24 protein-coding genes and 4 tRNA genes are annotated in these 25,118 nt (G+C 55.5%); 24 read left to right on the forward strand and 4 right to left on the reverse strand.

Annotated elements, in window-relative coordinates:
* Positions 1–42 precede the first annotated feature (42 nt).
* The 5 genes from PG722_RS04860 to PG722_RS04880 all read left to right on the forward strand — a co-directional run bounded on the left by PG722_RS04860 (position 43) and on the right by PG722_RS04880 (position 967).
* A tRNA-Asn gene (locus tag PG722_RS04860) sits at positions 43–118 on the forward strand.
* A gap of 60 nt (positions 119–178) precedes the next feature.
* Positions 179–255, forward strand: a tRNA-Ile gene (locus tag PG722_RS04865).
* A gap of 14 nt (positions 256–269) precedes the next feature.
* A tRNA-Asp gene (locus tag PG722_RS04870) sits at positions 270–346 on the forward strand.
* Between the two features lie 35 nt (positions 347–381).
* Positions 382–457 (forward strand) — tRNA-Thr (locus tag PG722_RS04875).
* 216 nt (positions 458–673) lie between these two features.
* Positions 674–967: an Hpt domain-containing protein gene (locus tag PG722_RS04880; protein ID WP_270579830.1), complete on the forward strand. Its 294-nt coding sequence runs from the start codon at positions 674–676 to the stop codon at positions 965–967.
* Between the two features lie 8 nt (positions 968–975).
* On the opposite strand, the gene PG722_RS04885 is transcribed toward PG722_RS04880, so the two are convergent.
* Positions 976–1,251: a DUF6514 family protein gene (locus PG722_RS04885; protein WP_188886059.1), complete on the reverse strand. Its 276-nt coding sequence runs from the start codon at positions 1,249–1,251 to the stop codon at positions 976–978.
* 136 nt (positions 1,252–1,387) lie between these two features.
* Between PG722_RS04885 and PG722_RS04890 the strand changes: the two genes are divergently transcribed.
* Entirely contained in the window at positions 1,388–2,104 is a 717-nt protein-coding gene (locus tag PG722_RS04890; RefSeq protein ID WP_270383497.1) for a LytR/AlgR family response regulator transcription factor, read from the forward strand.
* 131 nt (positions 2,105–2,235) lie between these two features.
* On the opposite strand, the gene PG722_RS04895 is transcribed toward PG722_RS04890, so the two are convergent.
* The gene (locus tag PG722_RS04895; RefSeq protein ID WP_270383495.1) at positions 2,236–3,033 is read right to left on the reverse strand and encodes a ZIP family metal transporter; all 798 of its coding nucleotides are present in this window, start codon (positions 3,031–3,033) and stop codon (positions 2,236–2,238) included.
* A 140-nt stretch (positions 3,034–3,173) separates the two neighbouring features.
* Between PG722_RS04895 and PG722_RS04900 the strand changes: the two genes are divergently transcribed.
* The 18 genes from PG722_RS04900 to PG722_RS04985 all read left to right on the forward strand — a co-directional run bounded on the left by PG722_RS04900 (position 3,174) and on the right by PG722_RS04985 (position 20,077).
* Positions 3,174–3,548 carry a DUF3783 domain-containing protein gene (locus tag PG722_RS04900; RefSeq protein ID WP_158574665.1) on the forward strand — a complete coding sequence of 125 codons (375 nt, stop codon included), beginning with the start codon at positions 3,174–3,176 and terminating at the stop codon, positions 3,546–3,548.
* Positions 3,545–4,357, forward strand: a complete 813-nt coding sequence (locus tag PG722_RS04905; protein WP_270383493.1) for a DNA-3-methyladenine glycosylase family protein — start codon at positions 3,545–3,547, stop codon at positions 4,355–4,357. Before PG722_RS04900 ends, PG722_RS04905 begins: the two co-directional genes overlap by 4 nt.
* Positions 4,358–4,369: 12 nt before the next feature.
* Entirely contained in the window at positions 4,370–4,678 is a 309-nt protein-coding gene (trxA, locus tag PG722_RS04910; RefSeq protein ID WP_116705145.1) for a thioredoxin, read from the forward strand.
* 216 nt (positions 4,679–4,894) lie between these two features.
* Positions 4,895–6,805: a glycoside hydrolase family 13 protein gene (locus PG722_RS04915; RefSeq protein ID WP_270579831.1), complete on the forward strand. Its 1,911-nt coding sequence runs from the start codon at positions 4,895–4,897 to the stop codon at positions 6,803–6,805.
* A gap of 15 nt (positions 6,806–6,820) precedes the next feature.
* Complete coding sequence (locus tag PG722_RS04920) at positions 6,821–7,360, forward strand: NUDIX hydrolase (RefSeq protein ID WP_118285006.1); 540 nt, start codon at positions 6,821–6,823, stop codon at positions 7,358–7,360.
* Positions 7,361–7,400: 40 nt separating this feature from the next.
* The gene (locus PG722_RS04925; protein ID WP_110436083.1) at positions 7,401–8,096 is read left to right on the forward strand and encodes a response regulator; all 696 of its coding nucleotides are present in this window, start codon (positions 7,401–7,403) and stop codon (positions 8,094–8,096) included.
* 3 nt (positions 8,097–8,099) lie between these two features.
* Positions 8,100–9,875: an ATP-binding protein gene (locus PG722_RS04930; protein WP_270579832.1), complete on the forward strand. Its 1,776-nt coding sequence runs from the start codon at positions 8,100–8,102 to the stop codon at positions 9,873–9,875.
* Positions 9,872–11,188 carry a hypothetical protein gene (locus tag PG722_RS04935; protein WP_270579833.1) on the forward strand — a complete coding sequence of 439 codons (1,317 nt, stop codon included), beginning with the start codon at positions 9,872–9,874 and terminating at the stop codon, positions 11,186–11,188. The genes PG722_RS04930 and PG722_RS04935 overlap by 4 nt, the downstream gene beginning before the upstream one ends.
* A gap of 23 nt (positions 11,189–11,211) precedes the next feature.
* Complete coding sequence (locus PG722_RS04940) at positions 11,212–12,039, forward strand: hypothetical protein (RefSeq protein WP_270579834.1); 828 nt, start codon at positions 11,212–11,214, stop codon at positions 12,037–12,039.
* 188 nt (positions 12,040–12,227) lie between these two features.
* A complete protein-coding gene (locus PG722_RS04945; protein WP_270383483.1) occupies positions 12,228–13,514 on the forward strand; it encodes a UDP-N-acetylglucosamine 1-carboxyvinyltransferase in 1,287 nt (428 codons plus the stop codon).
* A gap of 78 nt (positions 13,515–13,592) precedes the next feature.
* Positions 13,593–14,051, forward strand: a complete 459-nt coding sequence (locus PG722_RS04950) for a GNAT family N-acetyltransferase (protein WP_270579835.1) — start codon at positions 13,593–13,595, stop codon at positions 14,049–14,051.
* A 22-nt stretch (positions 14,052–14,073) separates the two neighbouring features.
* Positions 14,074–14,883 carry an MBL fold metallo-hydrolase gene (locus PG722_RS04955; RefSeq protein ID WP_270579836.1) on the forward strand — a complete coding sequence of 270 codons (810 nt, stop codon included), beginning with the start codon at positions 14,074–14,076 and terminating at the stop codon, positions 14,881–14,883.
* On the forward strand, positions 14,865–15,347 hold the full coding sequence (rlmH, locus tag PG722_RS04960; protein ID WP_270579837.1) for a 23S rRNA (pseudouridine(1915)-N(3))-methyltransferase RlmH: 483 nt from the start codon (positions 14,865–14,867) through the stop codon (positions 15,345–15,347). Before PG722_RS04955 ends, rlmH begins: the two co-directional genes overlap by 19 nt.
* Positions 15,348–15,360: 13 nt before the next feature.
* Positions 15,361–15,585 (forward strand): hypothetical protein, encoded by a 225-nt coding sequence (locus PG722_RS04965; RefSeq protein ID WP_270579838.1) that lies wholly within the window; start codon positions 15,361–15,363, stop codon positions 15,583–15,585.
* Positions 15,586–15,751: 166 nt separating this feature from the next.
* On the forward strand, positions 15,752–16,693 hold the full coding sequence (locus tag PG722_RS04970; RefSeq protein WP_158580252.1) for a 1-phosphofructokinase family hexose kinase: 942 nt from the start codon (positions 15,752–15,754) through the stop codon (positions 16,691–16,693).
* Positions 16,694–16,777: 84 nt separating this feature from the next.
* Positions 16,778–17,620, forward strand: coding sequence for a hypothetical protein (locus tag PG722_RS04975; RefSeq protein WP_118646382.1), 843 nt, complete (start codon positions 16,778–16,780; stop codon positions 17,618–17,620).
* 54 nt (positions 17,621–17,674) lie between these two features.
* Positions 17,675–19,423: an S-layer homology domain-containing protein gene (locus PG722_RS04980; RefSeq protein WP_270579839.1), complete on the forward strand. Its 1,749-nt coding sequence runs from the start codon at positions 17,675–17,677 to the stop codon at positions 19,421–19,423.
* Between the two features lie 102 nt (positions 19,424–19,525).
* Entirely contained in the window at positions 19,526–20,077 is a 552-nt protein-coding gene (locus PG722_RS04985; protein ID WP_118360663.1) for an ECF transporter S component, read from the forward strand.
* A gap of 251 nt (positions 20,078–20,328) precedes the next feature.
* On the opposite strand, the gene PG722_RS04990 is transcribed toward PG722_RS04985, so the two are convergent.
* Positions 20,329–22,467, reverse strand: coding sequence for a hypothetical protein (locus PG722_RS04990; protein WP_270579840.1), 2,139 nt, complete (start codon positions 22,465–22,467; stop codon positions 20,329–20,331).
* The gene (locus tag PG722_RS04995) at positions 22,454–24,940 is read right to left on the reverse strand and encodes an efflux RND transporter permease subunit (RefSeq protein ID WP_270579841.1); all 2,487 of its coding nucleotides are present in this window, start codon (positions 24,938–24,940) and stop codon (positions 22,454–22,456) included. Before PG722_RS04995 ends, PG722_RS04990 begins: the two co-directional genes overlap by 14 nt.
* Positions 24,941–25,118 lie beyond the last annotated feature (178 nt).

The raw sequence follows: 25,118 nt of genomic DNA on the forward strand, positions 1-25,118 counted from the left end.
AACTCAACGCCTACACCTGCGGATCGCAGATCCGCTCGATATTCCTCAATAGCTCAGTTGGTAGAGCATGCGGCTGTTAACCGCAGGGTCGTTGGTTCGAGTCCAACTTGAGGAGCCATCCAGACAATGCTTTGCCGTCACTTTATCGTGACGGCAGGGTAAAGTCGATTCCCTATATGGGCCTTTAGCTCAGTTGGTTAGAGCAACCGGCTCATAACCGGTCGGTCCCGGGTTCAAGTCCCCGAAGGCCCACCAAATTAAGTTAATATGGCCCGGTAGCTCAGTTGGTTAGAGCGCTAGCCTGTCACGCTAGAGGCCGTGGGTTCAAGTCCCATCCGGGTCGCCAAAAAACGGTACCGTAATCGTGCCGTTTTTTCTTTCGCTGCTATAGCTCAGTCGGTAGAGTGCATCCTTGGTAAGGATGAGGTCACCAGTTCAAATCTGGTTAGCAGCTCCATATAAACGCCTGATCATTTGATCAGGCGTTTTTCTTTTACTGCAAAACGCGATCTTTGTCGAGAAATGACGATAGAAAACTATTTTCATCTCTTGCCAGTCGATTTTTGAAATGATAAAATATCTGTAGGGAGATGTCGATATGTCTCTGTATAAATTTTATCGAGCGATAGATGGAGATTTTGAAGCAGCCTGCCGTCGCTTTTACAACGAGAATATGCTGCAGAAATTCCTGATCCGATTTTTGGACGAGCCCTGCTGCGCGGAATTGAACGATGCCTTGGGTCGGCACGATCGCGATGCGGCAATCAAAGCGGTACACACGCTGACCGGACAGGCACGCAGCTTTGGCTTTATACGGCTGGAAAAGAAGAGCGCAGCACTGTTGCAAGCGCTGCGCGGCAATCGGGATGAGGAAATCACGGAACTGCGATACGAAGTCACGGCCGAATACATCGGCATTGTGCAGGCAATTCGCTCTCTGGCCTCTGAACTGGGCATTTTTATGTAATCTGCGTGTTAAACGCCTAATGTGTCCTCAATCACATCAATCAAATGGATGGGCGACACCTGAAGCGTATTCAGGCGTTCTGTAAAGGCGCGTGCTTCCGGCTCACCGATGAACACATCGGGGACGAAGCAGGTTTGTCCGTGCTGTGGATCGTGAGCACTGATACCGAAAGATATATAAGCTCCGGTCTCAGGCGAATAGTGATTTTTTTTGATTACTTTGTAGACAAACATGATGCTTCCTCCGTCGATATTTGCTGATGTTCCCACTTCATTTGGGAACATGTTTATTTTATCAGAAGGATCACGCGGTTTTTGCTATTCTGTGAAATTGGAACAGAATCTTGTGAAATCGGCAGAATGTGTTAAGAAACCGCTAAGAAATTCGACAAAAACTGACGAGAAAGGACTGTCAATAACCATGTTGCGGGTCGCAATTTGTGATGATTCGGCGTTAGAACGAGATATCCTTGCGGATTTTCTCAGTCATTACTGCAATTCACATGCGATTGACTATTCCTACAAAATGTACGACAGCGGTGAACCGCTTTATTATGAGCTTGGGGACGGCGGATGGTTTGATATTATTCTGCTGGATATTCTGATGGACCCGCCGCTCGGCATTGACGTAGCACGCCGTCTGCGTGAGATTGGCTACAAGGGCACGATCGTATTTTGTACCGCTGCGCTGGATTTTGCACCGGACAGCTTTGAAGTCGGTGCATCCGGTTATCTGCTCAAGCCATATACCCCGAAGACGTTCGAGCGAACCATGCACCGTGTACTGTCCGATATCGTCGAGAATACATACGCGATCAAGAATCGTTTGCAGGTGCTACACATTCCGCGCGAAGAGATTATGTATGTGGAAAGCCATAACTCACAGTGCATTCTGCATCAGGCGGGCGAAAAGACATACACAATATATAAAAAACTCAGCGAGATTGAGCAGGAACTGACGGCTCCGTGTTTTCTGCGGTGCCACCAGAGCTTCCTTGTGAATATGAACTACGTCAAAGCTGTGGATAAGGACTTTATCCTTACAAACGACGATGTGGTGCTCATTCGCAAGAAAAATCTGAAGGAATTGCGGCAAGTCTATTTTGATTACCGCAAACAGATTCATAATAGATATTGAGGATAATCTGTATTAGGCAAAGTTAAAACACAGATTATCTGAAAAACGAAAAGCGTCCCATTGGGACGCTTTTCGTTTTTGTGGAAGGAGAAAGAAAACTTCATTTTCCATTCTCAATTCTCCATTTTCAATTATCCCAAAGCTGTATCCAGCACCATCATCACCAGAAAACCCGCCATCACACCAAGCGTGCCCGGATGTGAATGCTCACCGAGATGTGCCTCGGGAATCAGCTCCTCGACCACGACGTACAGCATCGCGCCTGCGGCGGCGGACAGCAGCCACGGCATGAATGGTGTCAGCGCGGACGCGCACAGCACGACAAGCACGCCGAAAATCGGCTCAACGATGCCGGACAGCGAACCGTAAACGAATGAGCGTGCGCGGCTCAGCCCCTCCTGATGGAGGGGAAGCGCGACTGCGGCTCCCTCCGGGAAATTTTGAATGCCGATGCCGATGGCAAGCGCGCCTGCCGCTGCAAACAATCCCGCGTTGCCGGTGTGCTGCGCGGCGCGAGCGAATGACAGACCGACAGCCATGCCTTCCGGAATGTTGTGCAGCGTCACTGCAAGAACAAGCAGCGTGGTTCGCCGAAAGGAGGATGGCAGACCTTCGGCCTGCTCTGCGCCGCTGTGCAGGTGTGGCATGAATCCGTCCAGCGCAAGCATAAGCACCAGACCGAGGATAAAGCCGCCTGCAGCGGGTATCCAGCCCGGCTGGCCGTTCTGCGCGGCCTCGTCAATCGCGGGAATGAGCAGACTCCAGATGGACGCGGCGATCATCACACCGGACGCGAATCCGAGGAAAATCTGCTGCATCAGAGCGCTGGACTGCCGTTTCATAAAGAATACCATGGCGGCGCCGATCGTGGTCATCAGGAAGGTGAAGCCTGTGCCTGCGGCCGCCCAAAGCAATGTCTGCTGTATCATACGCACCTCTCTTTTTAATTGGTTAGTTATTGCTAACTATGAGCATAGCACCGAACACACTTTCTGTCAATAGGGGACTTGACAGAAATGATATAATATTAGTATACAATATTATGAGAATAAAACAGGAGGGTTCCACTATGGCGGCATCCCGTGAAAAAGTGTTATATTTCGAGCCGCAGCCGAGCGAACAGACTGCGGCACTTAAGACCGTGCTCGTTCGCATGGGCGTGCGGATTAAGAACGTCGAAGCGGTCTCTGCCGGTCAGACTGTCGGTTTTCTGCTGAACCGCAAGGGCTTTGAGCCGACTGACGCGACTGCAGATGCGCCTTCCGCACCGATGATGGTGCTGGACGGCTTTACCGAAAAGAGACTGGACATTCTGCTCCGTGAAATGAAGGCGCATGGTGTTTCCGTGCCGTACAAGGCCATGGTCACCGAGCACAACATCGGCTGGACGCTGAGCGACCTGTTTACCGAGCTGGTGCGCGAGCATGAGGCTATGCACCAATGATCGAGCGCGTACTGAACGATTTCGACATTGACCAGATCGCAAGCTCCGGTCAGTGCTTCCGCTTCCACAGGGTTGGGGATAAGTCGTACGATTTGATTGCGGGCACACACCTGCTGAATATTCAGCAGAACGGCCGGACCGTACGGTTCGACTGCGATGAAGACGAGTTTAACGCCATCTGGCGGCCGTATTTCGATCTGGATGCGGACTACGGCCGCTGCAAAGCCGCAGTTGCCAAACGTGATATCTATTTGCAGAACGCCGTTGCATACGGCGGCGGACTGCGTATTCTGCGGCAGGATCTGTGGGAAACTATTCTATGCTTTATCATCTCGCAGCAGAACAATATCGCGCGGATTACCAAGTGTGTCGAAAATTTGTGTTCCCTTTTCGGGGAAATCTGTTATAATAAGAGTGAACAGGTATACAATAGCATTCCCACGGCAGAGCGTCTGGCGGCGTGCACGCCCGAGGAACTTGCGCCGGTGCGGCTCGGTTACCGCGCCAAATACATTTGCGCTGCGGCCCGGCAGGTCGCGTCCGGTGAGGTTGATCTGGAAGCTATCCGGCATATGGATTACGCCCGCGCCAAAGCCGAGCTGTTGCGCCTGACCGGTGTCGGCATCAAGGTTGCGGAGTGTATCTGTCTGTTTGCGCTGCATCACATCGACGCATTTCCGGTCGATACGCATATCCGGCAAATGCTGGACACACACTATCCGAAAGGGTTTCCGCTGAAACGATATAAAGGCTTTGCGGGTGTCATGCAGCAGTATGCATTTTACTATGAATTATCACTGAAAGGTTAAGGAGTGTTTAATATGGCAGTAGTAACCATTACGAAGGAAAATTTCGAGAACGAAGTGCTGAAGTCGGACAAGCCGGTCCTGCTGGACTTCTGGGCAACGTGGTGCGGTCCCTGCCGCATGGTTTCGCCGATTGTGGACGAGATCGCAAACGAGCGTGACGATATCAAGGTCGGTAAGATCAATGTAGACGAGCAGGGTGAGCTGTCCATGCAGTTCCGCATTGTCTCCATCCCGACCCTGATCGTGATGAAGAACGGCGAGGTTGCCAATAAGGCTGTCGGCGCTATGCCGAAGGAAGAAATCCTGAACCTGCTCGGCTAAAATCAAAACCGGATCAAAAGAGCTGACTCCATCGGAGTCGGCTCTTTGCTTTTACACCTAAAAAGTTTGTATTGAGCCGGTTTTCTTTTCTTTCGTGCGACAGCTTTTGTTTACCGTTTTGCGGTTTTGTGCTATACTAAAAATACTACCGCCAATATTGCTGATATAATGGTAAGGTATGATTTGGCAAGAGGATATATGTTTGGAGGAGCTTGCGTGAATCGCATTTCTGATAGTATGTTTCACTCCCGCAGCACTGCATGCAAGAAGCCGTATGGCGCGATACCGGCAGGGCAGGCGGTCGAGTTTTCTGTTTATCCGCAGCGGGCACAGGGCGCGCTGCAGGTTACCCTTTGGATTGAGGAAGACGGCTGTCAGGCCGAATCCCATCCGCTGCACTGGTGCGGCTATCAAGGCTCACACGACCGGTATACGGTAACCTATACGCCGCCGCACCCCGGTCTGTACTGGTATTATTTCTCGGTGGAGCTGGCGGATGGTCTGCACTACTGTGCACGCGGCTACGGCGGTCAGGCGGAGTTGCTCGAGTCGGTCGGCGATAAGTACCAGCTGACCGTATACGACGGCGATTACCACACGCCGCGCTGGTTCGGCGAGGGCATCACCTACAACATTTTTCCGGACCGCTTCTGCCGCGACAAGGCGCCTGAGCAGCCGGAGGGCGAAGGCGTGATCCCGCGTGTGCTGCACCAGAACTGGGACGATATTCCGGTCTATCTGCCGGATGAGCACGGCGAAATCCTCAACAACGACTTTTTCGGCGGCACGCTGCGCGGCGTATACGCCAAGCTGGATTATCTGGAGAGCCTGCACGTTACCACCATTTATTTCAATCCGATCTTTCAGGCGTATTCCAATCACCGCTACGATACCGGCGATTACAAGCGCATCGACCCGCTGCTCGGCTGTGAGGAGGACTTCCGTGCGCTGTGCAGCGAAGCCGCCAGACGCGGCATGCGCGTTGTACTGGACGGCGTGTTCAATCACACCGGCTACGACAGCCGCTATTTCAACGCACGCGGCCATTATGACAGCGTAGGCGCGTTCCAGTCCAAGGAATCGCCGTATTTCAGCTGGTTTGACTTTCACAACTGGCCGAACGAGTACGGCTCGTGGTGGGGCATCTACACGCTCCCGCAGGTCAATGAGACCGACGGCAGCTATCAGGATTACATCATCGAGGACGAGGACAGCGTGGTCCGCCGCTGGCTGCGGCTGGGCGCGTCCGGCTGGCGGCTGGATGTTGCCGACGAGCTGCCGGACAGCTTCATCCAGAAGCTGAACGCTGCCGCCCGCAGGGAGAAATCCGATGCGCTCATCATCGGTGAGGTGTGGGAGGATGCGTCCAACAAAATTGCGTACTCCGAGCGTCGGCGTTATTTCCAGGGCGGCGAACTGGATTCCGTCATGAACTACCCGCTGCGAGACGCCATCTTCGGCTTTTTGAACGGCGGCACTGCCGAGCATTTCGCGGAGAGCATGGAGTGCATCCGCGAAAACTACCCGCGGGACGTGTTCTACAACCTGATGAACGTTGTAGGTACGCATGACACCGCGCGTGCGCTCACCCTTCTCGGCGTAACCGAGAACGAGTGGAAGATGGACAGAAACGGCCGCGCACACTATCAGCTGCCGCCGGACCGTCTGGAAATCGCCTTGCGCCGTCTGCGGATGGCGGCGGTCATCCAGTTCACCATGCCGGGTTCGCCGACCATTTACTACGGTGATGAGGCCGGTCAGCAGGGCTTCGAGGACCCGTTCAACCGCCGGACCTACCCGTGGGGACACGAAAACCAGGAGCTGCTTGCGTTCTATCGTAAGCTGTGCGAAATCCGTGCCGAGGAGCAGACGCTCGCGGACGGCGACCTGCAGTTCAGCGATACGACAGCCGGTGCACTGCTGCGATACGAGCGCACGAGCGGAGACTCGCGTCTGGTGATCGTGGTCAACCGCGGACACCAGTATGCGGAAACAAAAATTGATGCGCTGTATGCGCTCGACCTGCTCAGCGGCGAGGGCTTCGCGTACGCCGACCCGGACGGTCTGATCGTATCCGTCCCGCCGGAGACCGCCTATATCCTGCGCTGTGTAAATGCAGCCGATTAAGGAGGATTTTTTTCTATGGATATGACAGAAAAACAGCTTTCCAGCGAATATAAGTTCAGAGGCAGGATCATGACCGCTCGTGTGGACGAGGTATCGCTGCCGAACGGCAAAACCGCGCCGCGCGAGGTTTGTGAGCATGTTGGCGGTGTCGGCGTGCTGCCGATCGACAAGGACGGCAACGTTATTCTTGTGCGGCAGTTCCGCTATGCGTTCGATACCGAGCTGCTCGAAATGCCCGCCGGCAAGATGGATCACGGTCCGGAGGACGCTGAGGAATGCGGCATCCGCGAGCTGAAGGAGGAGACCGGCTGTACCGCCGGACGCATCGTGCCGCTCGGCGCGATTTATCCGTCGCCCGGCTTTCTGACCGAGGTGACCTACCTGTTTGCCGCGCTTGACCTGACCGAAGGAGAAATGCAGCCGGATGAGGACGAATTTGTCGAGGTCGTGCGCCTGCCGATCGCAGAGGTAGAAAAAATGATCGAGCGGGATGAGATCCGCGATGCAAAAACGGTGGCGGCTATGTATAGAGCAAAGCTGAAGAATCTTTACTAAGATAAGAGTGGAGATTGGAGAGTGCAGAGGAGGAAAGGGTTTGGATAAGAAAAAAATCCTTGTGGTTGAGGACGAAAAGGCCATTTCAGACATTCTGGTATTCAATTTACAGCGCGAGGGCTACGACACACTTGCGGCGTATGACGGCGCAGAAGGTCTGCGCTGCGCGCTTGAGGAAGCACCCGACCTGATTCTGCTGGATGTCATGCTGCCCGAGATGGACGGCTTTGAGGTCTGCAGGCGGGTGCGCGCGGAAAAGGACACACCGATCATCATGCTGACCGCCCGTGAGGAAGAGACCGACAAGGTCATGGGTCTCGAGCTGGGTGCAGACGATTATATCACCAAGCCGTTCTCTATGCGTGAGCTGATGGCGCGCGTCAAGGCGAACATGCGCCGCACCTACGCAGGAGAGGACAGGGAAAAGGCAGAAGCGCCGTCCGGCGGCGGTCTGCGTGTCTCCAAGGACAACGGCATGGTGTACAAAAACGGCCATCCGCTCGAGCTTTCCGCGCGGGAATTTGACATTTTGTGCTTCCTGTCCGCTGCTCCGGGACGGGTTTTCTCCCGTGAGGAGCTGATGGAGCAGGTCTGGGGCTATGACTACTACGGCGACCTGCGTGCGGTGGACGTGGCGATCCGCCGTCTGCGCGAGAAGATTGAGGATGAACCGGCAAGTCCCAGATACATCATCACAAAAAGAGGCATGGGATATTACTTTGCTGACGGGGAGTAAGCTATGTTCCGTTCACTACACAGAAAACTGGTGCTGATTCTGGTGCTGCTGATCGTATCCGTTATGGCGGTGGTCGGCACGTTTTTGATCAACAGTATCAACACCTTCTATCTGAACAGCTTTTATGAGCAGATGCAGGCGGTGTTCACGACCGACACCATCCGCTCCATGCAGGAGGCGGCTGCCGAACCCGGCACGGATGGTCTGAAAACTATCATAGATGCACACAAGAGCCGACTCGGCATTGACGATTACCGCAACTATGCCATTCTCGACAGTGAGGGCGGCTTCCTTGACGGCTCCAACCCGAATGTATCCGTTACCCGCACGAGCAACGTCATTGCCGCAATGGCAGGAGAGACCGGAACGCGCTCGGCGGTATCCGACAGCATTATGGACATTGCGGTGCCGCTGGACAAGAACGGCGACGGTGCGGTGGACTACATCGTGTATATTGCAGACAACAAGCGGGAGATTTCCGACCTGTCGTGGCGGTTCTTCCAGATTGTCATGCAGGCGATGATGTTCGGCCTGCTGGCGGCGATCCTGCTGTCCTTCCTGCTCAGCAAGACCATCACCACGCCGATCGAGCGCATCACCGAGGGTGCGCGGTCAATCGCGGAAGGCAACTTCGATCAGGACCTCGGCGTGCAGTCGTCGGATGAGATTGGCGAGCTGACCCGTTCGTTCAATTACATGGCGCACCGTTTGAAAAACACGGTCGGCGAGGTACAGGGAGAGCGCGACAAGCTCAACACGCTGTTCCTGCACATGACCGACGGCGTAGCCGCCTTTATGACCGACGGCACGCTCATCCACATGAATCCGGCAACCGAAAATCTGCTGGGCGTGCGTGTGGAGCAGAAGCTGAGCTTTGATGAGATGTTCGCTGATCTGGACATGCCGGACACGGACGAAACCGTCTCGCGCAGCTTCCTTACGAACGAGATTACGCGATTTGGGCGCGTGCTGTCCGTCACGCTGGCGCCTTACGGCGCACTGGATGGCGAGGGCGGTGTCATCGCGGTCATTCACGATGTCACCGAGCAGCGCCGTCTGGATGACGCACGCCGCGAGTTTGTGGCAAATGTGTCGCACGAGCTGCGCACGCCGCTGACGAACATCCGCTCGTACACCGAAACGCTTCTCGATGCCGCCGGAGAGCTACCGCTTGACATGGAAAAGCAGTTTCTGGGCGTTATTTCGAGCGAGAGCGAGCGCATGGCGCGTATTGTCACCGATCTGCTGACGCTTTCCAAGCTGGATTACGGACGGATGGAGCTGCGTATGACGCGGTTCTCGGTGTCCGATCTGCTGAAAAAGGTGACGAATGCCATGAAGCTGACCGCCGAGGACAGCGGTCACATGATCCTCATTGAGACCGAGCCGGACCTGCCGCCGATGGTCGGCGACAGGGAACGCATCGAGCAGGTTGTGGTCAATATTCTGTCCAACGCGGTCAAGTACACGCCTTCGGGCGGACGGATCCGTCTGGCGGCACAGCGCGCAGGCGCAAACCATGTGCGCATCACAGTTGAGGACAACGGTGTCGGCATTCCGGCGGACGATGTGCCGCGCCTGTTTGAGCGATTCTACCGCGTGGACAAGGCACGCTCGCGTGCCGCAGGCGGCACCGGACTGGGTCTGGCGATCGCCAAGGAGATCGTTGAGCAGCACGAGGGCAAGATCGCTCTGACCAGTGAATACGGCAAGGGCACGACCGTGACGATCACGCTTCCGACTGACCTCAAGCCGCACGGCAGGGAGGATAAGGTATGAGAGGCGCGAAACGCTCAGCGAAGAACACCGCAAAGAATATCTCACTTTTGGTGCTGTGCGGACTGATGGGCGTGCTGTGCGAGGTCAACTGGCTGATGGGTCTGAACATTGCGCAAATGCCCGCAGACAGCGCACTTCGCCGTCTGCACGACCGCTTTGTAGGCGGTGCGGTGGGCTATGAGATACGGTCCTCCGGTGTTTCGGCGGCGGATCCGGCGCAGATGGCGCTGACTGTTGCCGGCAAGCTGTACGGCGTGCAGTACAATCTGACCGATATCGACGCCGGCATCACGGCAACGCGTTCGCTGTGGTCGCAGGCGCTCACAGGTGAGGGACTGCGGCCGGCTGATGAGAGTGAGCTGTGCACGGCTCTGCGGTCGGGCAGCTGTGCGCTGCTGCGCTACCACGGTGCGATCCCGATGCAGTCTATTGCGGGCTGGCTGGGCGGCTCGTGGAAGGATAACGACCGCCTGCAGGTCGAAACACTGGTGTATGCCGCCGGTGTGCAGCGGCTGTTTGTCCGCATGGCAGACGGCAGTCTGTATGCCGCGGATGCAGCGGTCTCGCAGAATGCGCTCGAGGAGGCGCAGAAGAACTTCCGTGGTCTGTCGTGCAGCTTTGCGGGAGATGCGTATGCGGTCTATCCGGAAACGCTGCTGTTCGACAGCGAGGCGCTGTCGCTTCCGGTGCTGAAGCCGGCGCAGATGAATCTGTTTGCCGGACAGAGCGGCACCGGACTGGAGGATTTGCTCGGTGCATTCGGCTACACGGCCTACACGGATTTTTACAACGAGCAGGACGGAACCGTCCGCGTGTTCCTCGATGATACGAGCACGCTGCGGCTGAGTGCGTCCGGTCTGGTGCAGTACGCGTCCACGGATGGCTCGGCAACGGTGAGCGCCTATGACGAAAGCGATATCACGGATGCGGCGGCGCTGGATGCACAGCTGGACTGCGCCCGACTGATTCTTGATGCGGCGCAGCGAGCGGGCGATACGGATACGCATGCGTCGCTGTACGCGGTGGAGCGCAGCGAAGAGCAAACCATGCTGATTTTTCTGCAGATGTACAGCGGCGTGCCGGTGCTCGGTGACGCGGACTTTGCTACCTTCGTATTCAACGGCAGTGCGCTGCGCACGGCAACGATTCGGCTGCAGAAATTTCAGCCGACCGGCGGCAAACGCACGGTCATGCCCGCAAAACAGGCGGCAGCCGGAGCCTCCGGCGCGGAACGCGGTCTGATGGCAGCCTACCGGTCACAGGACGGACAGTATGTACCGAGCCGGTTCTATCTGAAAAATACGGCAGAGTGACCGCAGAAGGGAGATGAGAGCGCTTGCAATGGGATAAAGTCAAAAATATACTGATCGCAATACTGCTTACGATCAACCTGTTTCTGCTGGGCAATCTGGCGGTACGCGGTTGGCAAAGTCACCGGAGAACGAGTGAGCTTGAGGCCAATCTGCGCACGCTGGTGAGCGCCAGAGGGATGCAGCTGGATACGGCGTTCTCGCTTCCGGAGGACATCACGCTGCCCGAGCTGTCGCTCGACCGTAGCCGCGCAGATGAGGAAAAGATCGCAGCCGCCATGCTGGGCGAACACGCTGAACGCACCGAGCAGGAGGACGGCACGGTGCGCTTTGAGAGCGACAAGGGCACGCTCGAGTGGCAGGCGGACGGCAATGTGCAGGCGGACTATACGCTGACTGAATCTGCGCCGACTTCCGCATCGGAAGCGCTCGAGCAGGCGCGCCGACTGTGCAGCCGGTGGGGCTTTCAGGCCGAGCAGGCCAACTGGACGGCGGAGGACATGGCAGTTACGCTGACCGGCTCGGTCGCCGGACTGCCGGTGCACAACCGGCGGCTGACACTGGACTTTTCCGCCGGAGACGGCACAGTGTCGCTCGTCGGACTGTGGAGCCTTGGTACGCCGTATACCACTGCGAACGGCATCAGCATTACCTGCAGCGCAGCAGATGCGCTGCTGCAGTTTGCCGCAGAAAGCGGTGAAACCGGCACGATCGAGTCGATGACGGCCGGTTATCGTATGCAAACCGACAGCAGCCGCCGTATTCGTCTTACACCTACTTGGAAGATTGACACCGAAACAGGCGAATATTTGGTGGATTGTGACAAAAAGACGATCATCGGTGAAGAAAACTGAAAAACTGCTTTTCTTTATCTGAAATTGTGGTAAAATGTATTAGTGAGATTTTACGCGAATGGGTTTAGCCGCTGTCGGAGCTGCCCGCAAAGAGGGTCGGCACGGACAGTCATTCGCTGACATAAGATACAGTATTCGGAGAAAAACGCGGAGATTTCCGCGCCAAGGCTTAGTGAGGAGTAGGTAGATTGACAAAGTATGTAATCAACGGCGGCAAGACGCTGAATGGTGAGGTGACCATCTCCGGCGCAAAGAATGCAGCGGTCGCAATCGTTCCGGCGGCTCTGCTGGCAGATGGCCCGGTTCGTCTTGAAAACGTGCCCAAGATCATTGATGTAACGCTGCAGATGGAGATCATGCGCGAGTTGGGTGCGCAGATCCGCCAGATCAACGCCACTACGGTGGAAATCCAGAATGCGCAGAACCCGAGCCTCAAGCCGCACGAGCTGGAGCGCAAGCTGCGCGCATCCTACTATCTGCTCGGCGTGCTGCTCGGCAAGTACGGCTTTGCCGAGGTAGCAATGCCCGGCGGCTGCAACTTCGGCGGCGTCCGTCCGATCGACCAGCACATCAAGGGCTTTGAAGCTCTGGGCGCAAAGGTAACGCTGCCCAAGGGCGGTTACATCCGGGTCGAGGCACCCGAGGACGGTCTGCACGGCGCACATATTTATTTTGACGTTGTTACGGTCGGCGCGACTATGAACATCATGCTCGCAGCTGTTCTGGCCAAGGGTCAGACGATTATGGAGAACTGCGCGAAGGAGCCGCACATTGTCGATCTGGCGAACTTCCTGAATGCAATGGGCGCGGATGTTAAGGGCGCCGGTACTGATGTGATCAAGATTCGCGGTGTAGAGAGCCTGCATGGCGGCAATTACTCCATCATTCCGGATCAGATCGAGGCGGGCACCTTCATGGCAGCCGTTGCAGCCTGCGGCGGTTCGGTTCTGGTGAAGAATGTTATTCCGCGCCATCTGGAGTGCATCACCGCAAAGCTGCGCGAGATGAGCGTTGAGGTCACCGAGTTTGACGACGCGGTGCTCGTTCGCCGCGAGGGCAAGCTGACCAAGACCAACATCAAGACCCTGCCGTACCCGGGCTTCCCGACCGACATGCAGCCGCAGATGACAACGGCGCTGTGTCTGGCAGAGGGCACCAGCATCATCACCGAGGGGATCTGGGGCAGCCGCTACCGCTATACCGAGGAGCTGACCCGCATGGGCGCAAACATTCATGTGGACGGCGCGATCGCGGTTGTTGAGGGCGTCCAGGAGCTGAATGGTGCTCCGGTCCGTGCACACGACCTGCGCGCAGGCGCGGCGATGGTTATCGCCGGTCTGGCAGCCAAGGGTGTTACCGAGGTCGAGCAGGTGCAGAACATCGAGCGCGGCTATGAGACGCTCGTAGAGAAGTTTGTTGCTCTGGGTGCGGATATGTATCGCTCCGAGATTCCGGAAAGCGCCGAGAACAAGTAATTTCTAATTGTAATGAGGAAAAAAGGCGGAGGGAGCATCCTTTCGCCTTTTTTGCAGAATATAAGGCAGATGAGCAGAATGCAAGCAGAATGTATGGTTCGGCGTGCGTCTGATGCGGACATGGATGCGGTTCTCGCTTTTGCCGCGCAGATTTTCGCGGACGAGCAGGACATTCCGAAGGAGCTGAACTTCATTCCGGCGGATAAGCAGCCGCAGTGGTGGTGCATGGAGCAGGACGGCGAACTCGTCGGCACAGCGGCCATCTACCGCGAGGGCGGGCAGTGGCACATGGGCCGTATCACGGTCGCGCGCAGACTGCGCGGACAGCACAAGGGAACCTTTCTGCTGAAATGTGTGATGGAAGATGTTTTTGCACAGGATGTGGATAACATTTTCCTCGAAGCGAGAGACGCAACGGTGAACATTCTTACCGGATTCGGCGCAGAGATTGCCGGGGACCCGTTTGCATTCTACTGCGGAAACGTCACACCGATGATTCTAACGCGAACTGCCTTTCTGCAGCACACAAAAGGATGAAAACAACTGCTGAAGGAGTACCATGGCAGAGCATTATTATTACAGTATCGCCAGCGGTTCGAGCGGCAACTGCGGCTTATATATGGCGGACGGCACCGCGATCCTGATCGATCTCGGTGTGTCGCTGCGCAGGATTACGACTGCGCTGAAGGCACTGTCGCTCACGCTGGAGGATATTTCGGCGGTGGTGCTGACGCATGAGCACATCGATCATGTGAAGGGACTGCCGATGTTTCTTAAAAAAGCGAAGGCGCCGGTGTTCGCCACTCGCGGCACAGCCGAGGCTTTCGAGGAAAAGAATCCGGAGTACGCCGACCGTCTGAACGTATTCGACAGCGGCGAGCGCTTCTGGGTCAGGGATGTGGACGTTGTGCCGTTTCCGACGCCGCATGACGCGGCGGAGAGCACGGGCTACATATTCGAGCATGGCGGCAGCCGGTTCGGCTTTGCCACCGACCTCGGCTTTGTGCCGCGCGATGCGGCCGAGCTTATGCGCGGCTGCGAAATGGTCGTGCTGGAGAGCAACCACGATCCGTATATGCTGCAGGCCGGTCCGTACCCGTATTCACTCAAGATGCGCGTTGCCGGACCGAGCGGGCACCTGTCCAATCCGGACTGCGCCGTGTTTGCAGCGGATCTGGTGAAAAGCGGCACGCGAACGCTTGTGCTGGCGCATCTGAGTGAGAAAAACAACATGCCGGAGCTGGCGCGGCAGCAAACGCTGTCGGCGCTGCGCGGACTGCCCGCGTGCGAGGTGCTCGTTGCGCCGAAGGAGCACATGGAGCATCCGGTATCATTTGGGGAGGAAAGGCTATGCTCTCTGTCCGGCTGATCTGCGTCGGAAAGCTCGGAGAAAAATTCTGGGCAGACGCCGTAAAGGAATATACCAAGCGCCTCGGCGCATATTGTAAATTAGAGATCATCGAGCTGCCCGAGCAGCGCTTGCCGCAGACGCCCTCTGAGGGCGAGGTCGCGCAGGCGCTCGAAAAGGAAGCCGCGCTCATCGAGAGTAAGCTGCTGCCCGGCGCGTCTGTGATTGCGATGTGCGTGGAAGGCAAGCCGATGTCCTCTGAGCAGCTGGCGGACTATTTCGGCAAGCTGACCGTATCGGGGACAAGCAAGATCTGCGTACTCATCGGCGGCTCGTGCGGCCTGTCCGAGCGGGTGAAAAAGAAGGCGGCGCTGCGGCTGTCCATGTCATCGATGACGTTTCCGCATCATTTGGCAAGAGTGATGGTGCTCGAGCAGATTTACCGCGCGCTCAATATCGCAGCGGGCGGCAAGTACCACAAGTGAGAAGAGGGACAGCATGACAAAAGAACAGCTCGCGGCGATCGCCGTGGTGCTGCTGCTCGGCGTAGTCTTTTTTGTGCGGCTGTACCGTCGGCAGCAGGAACCGCCGAAAGAGCCGCCAAAGCCGAGGCCGCAGCCAAAGACCGGCAAAATGCGCTGTCCGATGTGCGGCGCGGAAGCAAAAGTCACGGGCAAACAGTGGGAGTGTCCGTGGTGCGGTGACTCCGGCTGGCTCAAATAAAGTTTGGGTATAAAAACAACCCGGTTAAATGTGGCTAACATCAAGAAAAACCATTTACTTTATTCATAAGATTTTGTAAAATGTAATATAGATGAGAACGCGGTTATTCGCACGGGACAAATGCGGAGCCGCGATGAGGGAAATTATATTTCAGGAGGGGCGTCCCATGATTATCACGATAACGCTTAACGCTGCACTGGACCGTACGCAGCGTATCGAGCACCCGCTGCAGGTGGGCAAGCTTAATCGCGCGGTGTCCAGTCATCTGGAACCGGGCGGCAAGGGCATCAACGTGTCGCGCGCGATCAAGGCGTTGGGCGGCAGCAGTATTGCGCTTGGCTTCAGTGCGGGCACGAACGGCCGCATTATGAAGGACATGCTGACAGCAGCGGACATTCACCACGATTTTGTTGATATTGCGGGACAGCTCCGTGTCAATACGCAGATCATTGATGCGCAGGGCGGCCATACCGAGGTAAATGAGCCGGGCAACAAGCTGGATGATTCGGATTTCCTGCGTTTGCTCGACCGCATGGAGAACTATCTGGACGAGGGCAATATCTTCGTTCTGTCGGGTTCTACGCCGCCGGAGTTCCCGCTGAAGAACTACCGTAAGCTGTGCAAGACCATCAAGAAGCACGGCTGCAAGCTGATCATCGACGCACAGGGCGAGCTGCTGCAGGAGGCACTGAGGTGCGAGCCGGACTTTGTAAAGCCGAACATCTTCGAGCTGGCTGAGGCTGTAGGCGACAAGCCGTCCGCCGATCCCGAGGTCGTTGTACATTCCGCACGCAAGATGCTGGATATGGGCGCAAAGGCTGTTTGTGTTTCCATGGGTCAGGAGGGCGCTCTGCTCACCGCAAAGGACGAGCCGGAGTCGCTGTACGTTACCACCAACCCGAAAATCTATGACGAAGGTGCGGTCGGTACCGGTGATGCAATGGTCGGCGCGATTGCAAACGCTATGCACGCGGGTATGAAGTTTGACGAGGTGGCACGCTACGCTGTTGCGATGGGCCGTGCATGTGCCCGTCTGGCCGGCACCGAGATGGCCTCTCTCAAGAAGGTTTACGAGGTGTACGAGACCACGCAGGTTTACGTTCTGTAAGAAAGAAACCACTACGGAGAGAACAACGAAGCGCGTTGTTCTCTCTTTTACTCTTTTCGCAATTACTTTAAGGAGTTAACAAATATGGATAAAAAACAATTACAGCAGCGCGTCACGGAGCAGCGCCGCCGCGTACGCCGCAGACTGACCATTCGCGGCGTACTGTCGCTTCTGGTCGTGCTGACATTCATCCGCTGTGCGTTCATGCAGCGGTATGAGAATATGTTCGTATGCGTGCTGTCGCTTGTGCTGCTGGCGATGCCGACGCTGATTGAAAAACAGCTTGCCATCGACATCCCGCCGATGATGGAAGCTATCATCTACTGCTTCATCTATGCCGCCGAGATCCTGGGTGAGATCAATTCGTTCTACACCATCATTCCCGGATGGGACACCATGCTGCACACGATAAACGGATTTCTGGTCGCGGCGGTCGGCTTCTGTCTGGTTGACCTGTTTAACCGAAGCGAACGGTTTACCTTCAAGCTGTCGCCGCTGTTCCTGGCTATCGTGGCGTTTTGCTTCTCCATGACGGTCGGCGTGCTGTGGGAATTTTTCGAGTTCACCGCCGATCAGGTGATGCACACGGACATGCAGAAGGACTATGTCGTGCACGAGGTCAACTCGGTGTCGCTCAACCCGGACGGCCTGAATGTGCCGGTGCATGTGCAGATTGAGTCGGTCAGCGTTAACGGTGAGGACTGGACGGAGCAGCTTGGCGGCTATCTGGATATTGGCCTGATCGACACGATGAAGGACCTGCAGGTCAACTGCATCGGTGCGATCGCGTTTTCCATCATCGGCTTCTTCTACGTCAAGCACCGCGGCAAGGGCAAGCTGGCAGCAGCGCTCATTCCGGTTGTGCTCGATCCCGAAAAAGAAAAAAGTAAAAAAGATGAGCGAAACAGGGAACCAAATGACGAGTGATTCCGTCTAATTCAATACTATCCCCGAAAACGATCTGAAGGAGAGTATGGAAGTATGATGAAAAAACGAATGACCGCAGGTGCGCTTGCGGCTTTGATGGCGGCAGCTCTGCCGATTTCCGCGTGCGCGGCTCAGAATTCGGCACCGCAGCCGCAGCTGAATACCGTAGAGCACATGCAGTATATGAACGGTTACACGGACGGCACCTTCCGTCCGGATGCATCCATTACCCGTGCAGAGGCGAGCAAGCTGCTGGCCTCTCTGCTGGTGAACAAGGTCAAGAATGAGGACCATTTGTTTAATGACGTTTCGGTTTCCGTGTGGTATGCGGATGCTGTTCGTCAAATGACCGGTTTCGGTCTGGTGAACGGCTACACGGACGGCACGTTTAAGCCGAACGCTAAGATTACCCGTGCGGAGTTTGTAGCGATTCTGTCGCGCTTCCCGCACACCGATATCGGCACGGACAAGTCGTTCGCCGATGTACCCAAGACCAGCTGGGCGTACAACGCGGTGCAGACTGCTCTGGCTCAGGGCTGGATTTCGGCAGGCACAAATTTCCGTCCGAATGCGCCGATCACCCGTGCGGAGACGGTAACCATCCTCAACCGTGTGCTCGGCCGTCAGGCGGACAAGTTTACGATCAATACGAGTGAGGGCATCCGTATTATGCCGGACGTGCCGAACACGCACTGGGCATACTGGGATATGCTTGAGGCAACTACCGACCATAAGTTTAACAAGTCGAGCGGCTCCGAACAGTGGACCTCATTCGATAAGGAGACCACCGATTTGACGCCGGGCTGGCATAATATTGGCGGCAAGCTGTTCCATGTCAACGAGGACAAGCAGTTTGACCATGACAAGTTCATCGGCTCGCTCGAGCTTGACCACAATGGCTACTACATCACCGGCTCGACCGAACTGGACGCGCTGCTGGCTTCGGCAGTAAAGAGCGTTGTCAAGGACAGCATGACCCAGCAGCAGAAGCTGCGTGCGGTGTATGATTACGCGAAGAACACGTTCGGCTATCTCGGCATCGGCGCGGCTGACACTTCGAAGAGCGACTGGGCGCTGACCTCCGCGACCGATATGCTTAAGACCCACAAGGGCAACTGCTACTCGTGGGCGGCAGGCTTTACTTACCTCGCTCGTCAGGTCGGCTTTGACGCACAGGCGATTCCGGGCACCGGCGTTTCGCCCAAGGGCAGTGAGTCGGTTCACGCGTGGACCGAGATCACCATCGACGGCACGGCTTACACCTTCGACCCGCAGATCGAAAGCGTGTATAAGAAGCGCTACAACGAGAATTACGACCTGTTCATGAAGAAGTACGGCGAGGCTGTCTGGGGCTATAAAAAGCCGGAGGTGACCGAGCCGGAGCAGCCGGAGACCGTCAAGGTGGACGAGCAGCTTTCCGCACTGGTGAGCAAGATTTACGGTGCGCGTCCGTTCGGCGGCATGGGCGTTGCTGAGGAGGCGCTCTACAACGGCATGGGTGAGGACGGCATGAGCCGCGGCCTGTTCTGGTACCTTGGCACGGATGAGATCAAGTTTGAGGTAGGCGTGGCCTCCGAGTCTATGATTACTTCGCAGGCACATTCCATCGTTGTTCTGCGCTTTGCGGATGAAAAGCAGGCGGCAGACGCGGCGGCTAAACTCAAGACCACAGTTGACCCGCGCAAGTGGATCTGCGTAGGCGTGGATGAGGCCAAGGTTGTCGCTAAGGGCAAGATGGTCTGCGTTGTGATGGACGACGAAAACGGCGATTACTACATCAATAATTTCAAGGCGAATGCCTGAAACTGACCTTGTGAAACTTGTTTAAACTGACACTTTCCCAAAGCCACGATATCGCATACAATAGTCTTACAGACAGAATTACTGGAAAAGAAGGTATGCGATATGACAGGGAAAAACATCAGAAAGCTTGTGCTGGCAGCACTGCTGGCGGCACTGACGGCAGTTGCTACGATGATCATCCGCATTCCGACACCAACACAGGGTTACATTCACCTCGGTGACGGCATGGTGCTGATCTGCGGCATTTTGCTCGGTCCCGGTCTGGGCGCACTGGCAGCCGGTATCGGCTCGATGATGGCGGACCTTATCGGCGGCTACATGGCATGGGTGCCCGGCACGTTTGCCATCAAGGCGCTGACCGCTCTGCTCGGCGGCTGGCTGTACCACCGCATGGCAGGCAAGGGCATGAATACGATTACCCGTGTGGTTCTGTGCGGCATTCCGGCAGAGATCGTCATGGTTCTGGGCTACTTTGTGTACGAGGTCGGCATGGAGGTCGTGATGGGCAGCAGCATGGGCGCTGCGGCAGCCGCGGTTGTTCTCGGCGTGCCGATGAATATCGTGCAGGGCATTGCGGGCATCATCGTTGGTGCGGTGCTGCTTCCGGTACTCAGTCACGCAAGCGCGGAGATGGGTGAGAAGATTCGCGCATGATAAATGGATAGGAAAAACGGTTCCGGAGACGGAACCGTTTTTTTATGCGAATTTTGATTTGTTATCGTGTGATTCTCTGTGGAACAGCGGGGTGACCTCACCCCGCTGTTCCTACTTGAGGTGTGAAACCGTTTGTCAAATCCATTTATATCATCGACGTTGATTGGTGCAATTCAAGGTTACGCAATTACCCCCAACCTGTGGATAAAGAAAAGGACAGGAAATTTTCCTGTCCTTTGGTCTATATGCGGTTACTCTTCCGAAGCAAATACGCCGTAAATCGCGCTTGCGAGCTTCTTGAAGATATTCACGATACGCGCGAGAACGCCTTCGTCGGCAGCATCCTGATCCGAGGTGATAGCATCATCGTCATCGTCGGTCGAAATCTCCTGCGTGCGCAGGATGAACTGCAGACTGCTCGGTGTCGGGTTCATACTGCTCGTGACAGACTGCAGGTCGGCTGAGGAGTCGATATTGAGAATGTTGGTATCGTCCTCAAGGTCGGTCTTAGCGTCGTCGATGGCATTATGAATATCATCGGTCGCGTTCTGCAGCTTATTCGAGCTGTTCGAGCGGGAAGCCTTATCGAGCACATCGAGCAGGCCGTCGAGCGTGGTCTGTGTGCTGGCATCCGCGTCGCTGCGAACCGAGCGCAGCGTGCTGTTGACCGTGTCGAGCAGCTGGTAGGACGCAGTGAGCGTTTTGGTAGTGGTGCCGATCAGCTCGGTGCCCTTGTCGATGGAGGACGAGGTGATCGAGGTCAGCTGGTTGAGCGACTCGGTCAGTGCCGGAATCTCGGTCAGCTGCTGGTTGACGCGGCCGAGCGTGGTGTTGGCGAGTTCGGTCAGCTTTTTGCCCTCGGTGGTGAAGTCCTGACCGAGACCCTTGTAATCGTCGAGTACGTCGCAGACGTCGTCGAGATTGTCGAGGATACCGTCCGAAGTGGTGAGAAATCCGGAAAGGGAATCTGCAGTACCGGAGATGGTAGAAGTCAGATTTCTCATCGAAGTGGTCAGGTCACTGCACTTCTTAGAAATGTCCGATATAAGTTTACCAAAGGTTTCTGCGGTTGTTTCGTCGATGACTTGCTTCTTTACCAGTAATTGCAGGATGTTAGTCAGTGCAGAACCAATGCTGTCATTCGTGTTTTCAAGGGCTTTGATACGATCATTCAGGGTTTTCATATCTCCTTGAATATCGCTCAGGTCATCCTTCAGATTCTTAATATCACTCTGCAGCTCACTGATATACAGCCACTCCGAACCGGTCTTATCATCCAGATCATCCATGAGATTCTCCAAATTATTCAGCGAGGTACGGATATTCTGCAGCAGCGTCTGGTACTCGGTGATATCTGCACCGGACTCCTCGAGCGTATCGAGAATGCTGTTCGTGGTAGCGTTCAGCTTAACGAGCGTGTCCTTGGTGTTATTCAGTTCCGGGATCAGCGAATCGCTTTCGCCGGTCAGCTTTTCCAGAGCAGTCAGCGCGGCATCCGTTTTGGGATCAATCGTGCCGCGGTCCTTGATCAGCTGCTGGCGCACGGCATTGATGCCCGAAATACCGCTCGACATCGTACCCATGCCGTTCTGCATGGACTGCATGGTGTCGAGCATGCTGCTCATGCCGGAGTACAGGCTGTCGCCGGAATCGCTCAGGCGGTCCTTGACGTCCTTCAGGTCGGAGATGATATCCAGCGAGGACAGAGTAGCCGGCGTCATAAACATGAACATACCCATGTTCTCGAAGTTATTCGAGCCGATACGCACGGTGAACGTGCTTTCCTCGCCCGGCATACCCATGAATACGACCAGCTTGTAGGTTCCCACAGACTGAACCTGTGCACCCGGTGCATCAATGGAAAGCGCCTTGCTCATGTCGATACCGGTGCCGCAGACGAGCATCATATTGTTTTTGTAGTAGTCGCTTGCGTAGCTGTTCGGTACTGCGTGAATGGTGATCTCCACCAGACCGTTTGCGCCTGCACAGTCCTCCGCCTTGACCGAAACACCGTTCAGCTTGTAGGAAACATCAAAGTTCCACGGCATCTGGATATTGACCTTGTCGGTCGGGATGCACTCGTAGTAGAAGCGCTGCTTGCTGGTGTCGGACAGCTTCCAGTACACCGAATTGTCCTTGATGACCGGCTCGTCGTAGGTGCTCATGTTGTACACATCTGCGTAGCTGCCGAAATCGGTGAACTCGGTGTGGCCGTTCAGGCTGACACCCTTTACGATGCGCGTATTGGTCGGCGCACCGTAGTAATCCATGTTGATATATACCGATTCGTCGGTTTCTACCGTGGGCTCGGCGGCCTGTGCCGCCTGCGGCAGCGTGAACGCAAGAACAAGCGAGGCTGCGGTCAGTCGGCGCAGCTTATCTGTTTTCATGGTCGTTCTCCTCCGTATTATCGTTCTGGTTGTCATTCTGGCTGTCGTTCGGCTTATTCTTGTCGCTGCCGAGACGCTGGGCCAGCTGTTCAAGCTGCTCCTTACGCATCTCAATGCGGTTATGGATGCGCATACGCAACTTTTTGCCGATCATGCGCTTGTGTGCGGATTCTTCGGTCTGCTGCTGTTTGGACGGCTCCTGCGTCGGCGGCGTGTAGTTCTGCGGCAGCTTGAAGCCATCGCCGTTCATCAGGTTCTTGAGTTTGAGGCGCAGCTCCTTGTTGCGTGCCTTGCGGTTTTCGCGGATCTGGTTCTGCAGGTTGACGCGCTGCTGGTGCAGCTCGCTCAGGATCGGCAGCTTGATCTTGGTCGCGCGGATCTTGTTCATCTTGGCGTGCTTCTTTTCTGCGTAATCCGACTTGACGATCCAGCGGTCGAACAGCATCAGGCACATCGGCAGGAAGAACAGGACCAGAATAACCGAAATCAGTGCACCGCGGCCGATCAGCTGACCCAGACCGGAAATCGCTTCGACCGAGGTCATGAAGTACAGGCCGTAGGCAACCGTCATAACGATCAGACCGGAGGTCATAACCGATTCGGCGCTGACCGATACCGCCCGTATTGCGGCTTCCTTTTTATCCCCTTGTGAGCGGGCATCCAGATAGTTGCCGGTCATCAATATTGAATAGTCAACCGTAGCACCCAGCTGGATACAGCCGACGATGATAAAGCCAAGGTACATGGTTCGCTGACCGTAAATGTACGGCAGAGCGGTGTTGATGAAGATCGCGCACTCGATCGGGATGAGCACGACGATCGGCAGGATCAGTGCCTTGTAGGTGATCGCGATAACGAGTGCTACACCCAGCAGGGAAACGATGTTGACGCGGTTGTAGTCCGGTACAATAATATCCTTAATATCCTGCGTGGACGGCGTTACGCCGACAAGGTAGGTCGTTTCGTTCGGGTAATACTTGTCAATGATCGCGCGGATGTTGTCCGAGAATTTGAAGGCATCGTCACTTTCACCGGCGGAACGCACGTTGATGATCACGCGTGCCCAGTTTTTCGAGTGCATCAGGCTGGTGATGTTCTCCGGCAGGAAATCCTCGGGAATGCCTTCCGGCAGAACGGACGACAGGCTGAGCGCGTACTTGACGTAGGACAGGTCGTTGATCTCCTCGGTCATCTTTTTCTCGGTGATGTTGCTGTCGGGCGGGACAAGCGCGATCATCATGTTGCTTTTGCCGAACTTGGCATTCATCTGCTGCTCGGCCTCGTAAACCGGTGTACCGGGTGAGTTTGCAACGGCCTCGTTGCCGTAAGAGAAATTCGCCATACCCTGTGCAATGTAGCACGGAATGATGATGATAAGAACCACGAGAAATACGATATGACGGATTTTGTACGCAAATTCACCGATGCCGCGGCCCTGTTTGGGGATAAACGGACGGTGCTGCGTCTTGGCAATGATGTTCTGCGAACGCAGGATGAGCGCCGGCATGAGCAGCAGCACGGTCAGCAGACTGAGCGCGATGCCCTTGGCCAATACGAAGCCCATATCCGGGCCGATGCCGAAGTTCATCAGTGCCATGGCGGCAAAGCCGACGATGGTCGTCATGCCGGAAGCACCGATGGATGAAAAGGCGGTTCGCCAGGCGTTCGCCATCGCCTGTTCGGGTTCTGCACCGGTTGCGCGCTCCTGCGTGAAGGCGTGCAGCAGGAAGATGGAGTAGTCCATCGAGCAGGCCAGCTGCAGCACCGCACCAACGGCGTTGGACAGGAATGAAATCTCGCCGAAGATGATGTTCGTGCCCATGTTGATGAGGATTGCAATGCCGAGCACGGACAGGAACAGCACCGGCTCAAACCACGAGGTGGTCGTGATTGTTAGAATGATGTAAATAATGACGACGGCCAGTGCCATAACACGGGCGACCTCTTTGTTAATGGTCGGGCCGAGGTTGGTATCCGATACAGCGGAGCCTGCTACCAGACCTTTGTCTCCGACGATGTTTTCAATCTCATGCACCGCCTTGTGGGTCTGGTTGGACGAGTCCTTGTCGGTGAAGATAACATCCATATAGGCAGTGTTATCCTTGTAGTAGTCGTCGATATTGTCGTAGTTGATGAATTCGCTCGAGCCGTAGATATTGGTGGCCATATCGCACCATATGACCATATCCACGCCGTCAACGTCCGCGATACGGTCCTTTATATTTTTGGCTTCGTACAGCGTCACATCCTCCAGCATGACGCGTCCCATGCCGGGATAGGTAAATTCGTCCTCCATGATGTCCAGCGCCTGTGCGGACGGAGACGAATCCGGCAGGTATTTTGTTAAATCGTAGTTGATCCCAACCATCGGCACACAGATCAAACTGAAGATGATCAGTACGATATAGATCTTTTCAATCAGTTTTCGATTGTTAATGATCAGGTCAACAGGGCTATGTCCTTTAAGTTTCACAAAGAAAACACCATCTTTCTCAGAAATAGATATTGTGTAGGATTTCTTTTCGTGTTATAGTATAGTACATAAGGATAACGAACGCAATAATCAAATATGATAAGAGTGAATGATAATGCACATAAATATTATATGTGTTCGTTAAAATGCAAATTACGGAAATGGAACGGAAAAAACA

Origin of the sequence: Butyricicoccus sp. OF27-2pH9A (assembly GCF_027693185.1) — a bacterium.
Classification (GTDB): domain Bacteria; phylum Bacillota; class Clostridia; order Oscillospirales; family Butyricicoccaceae; genus Agathobaculum; species Agathobaculum butyriciproducens.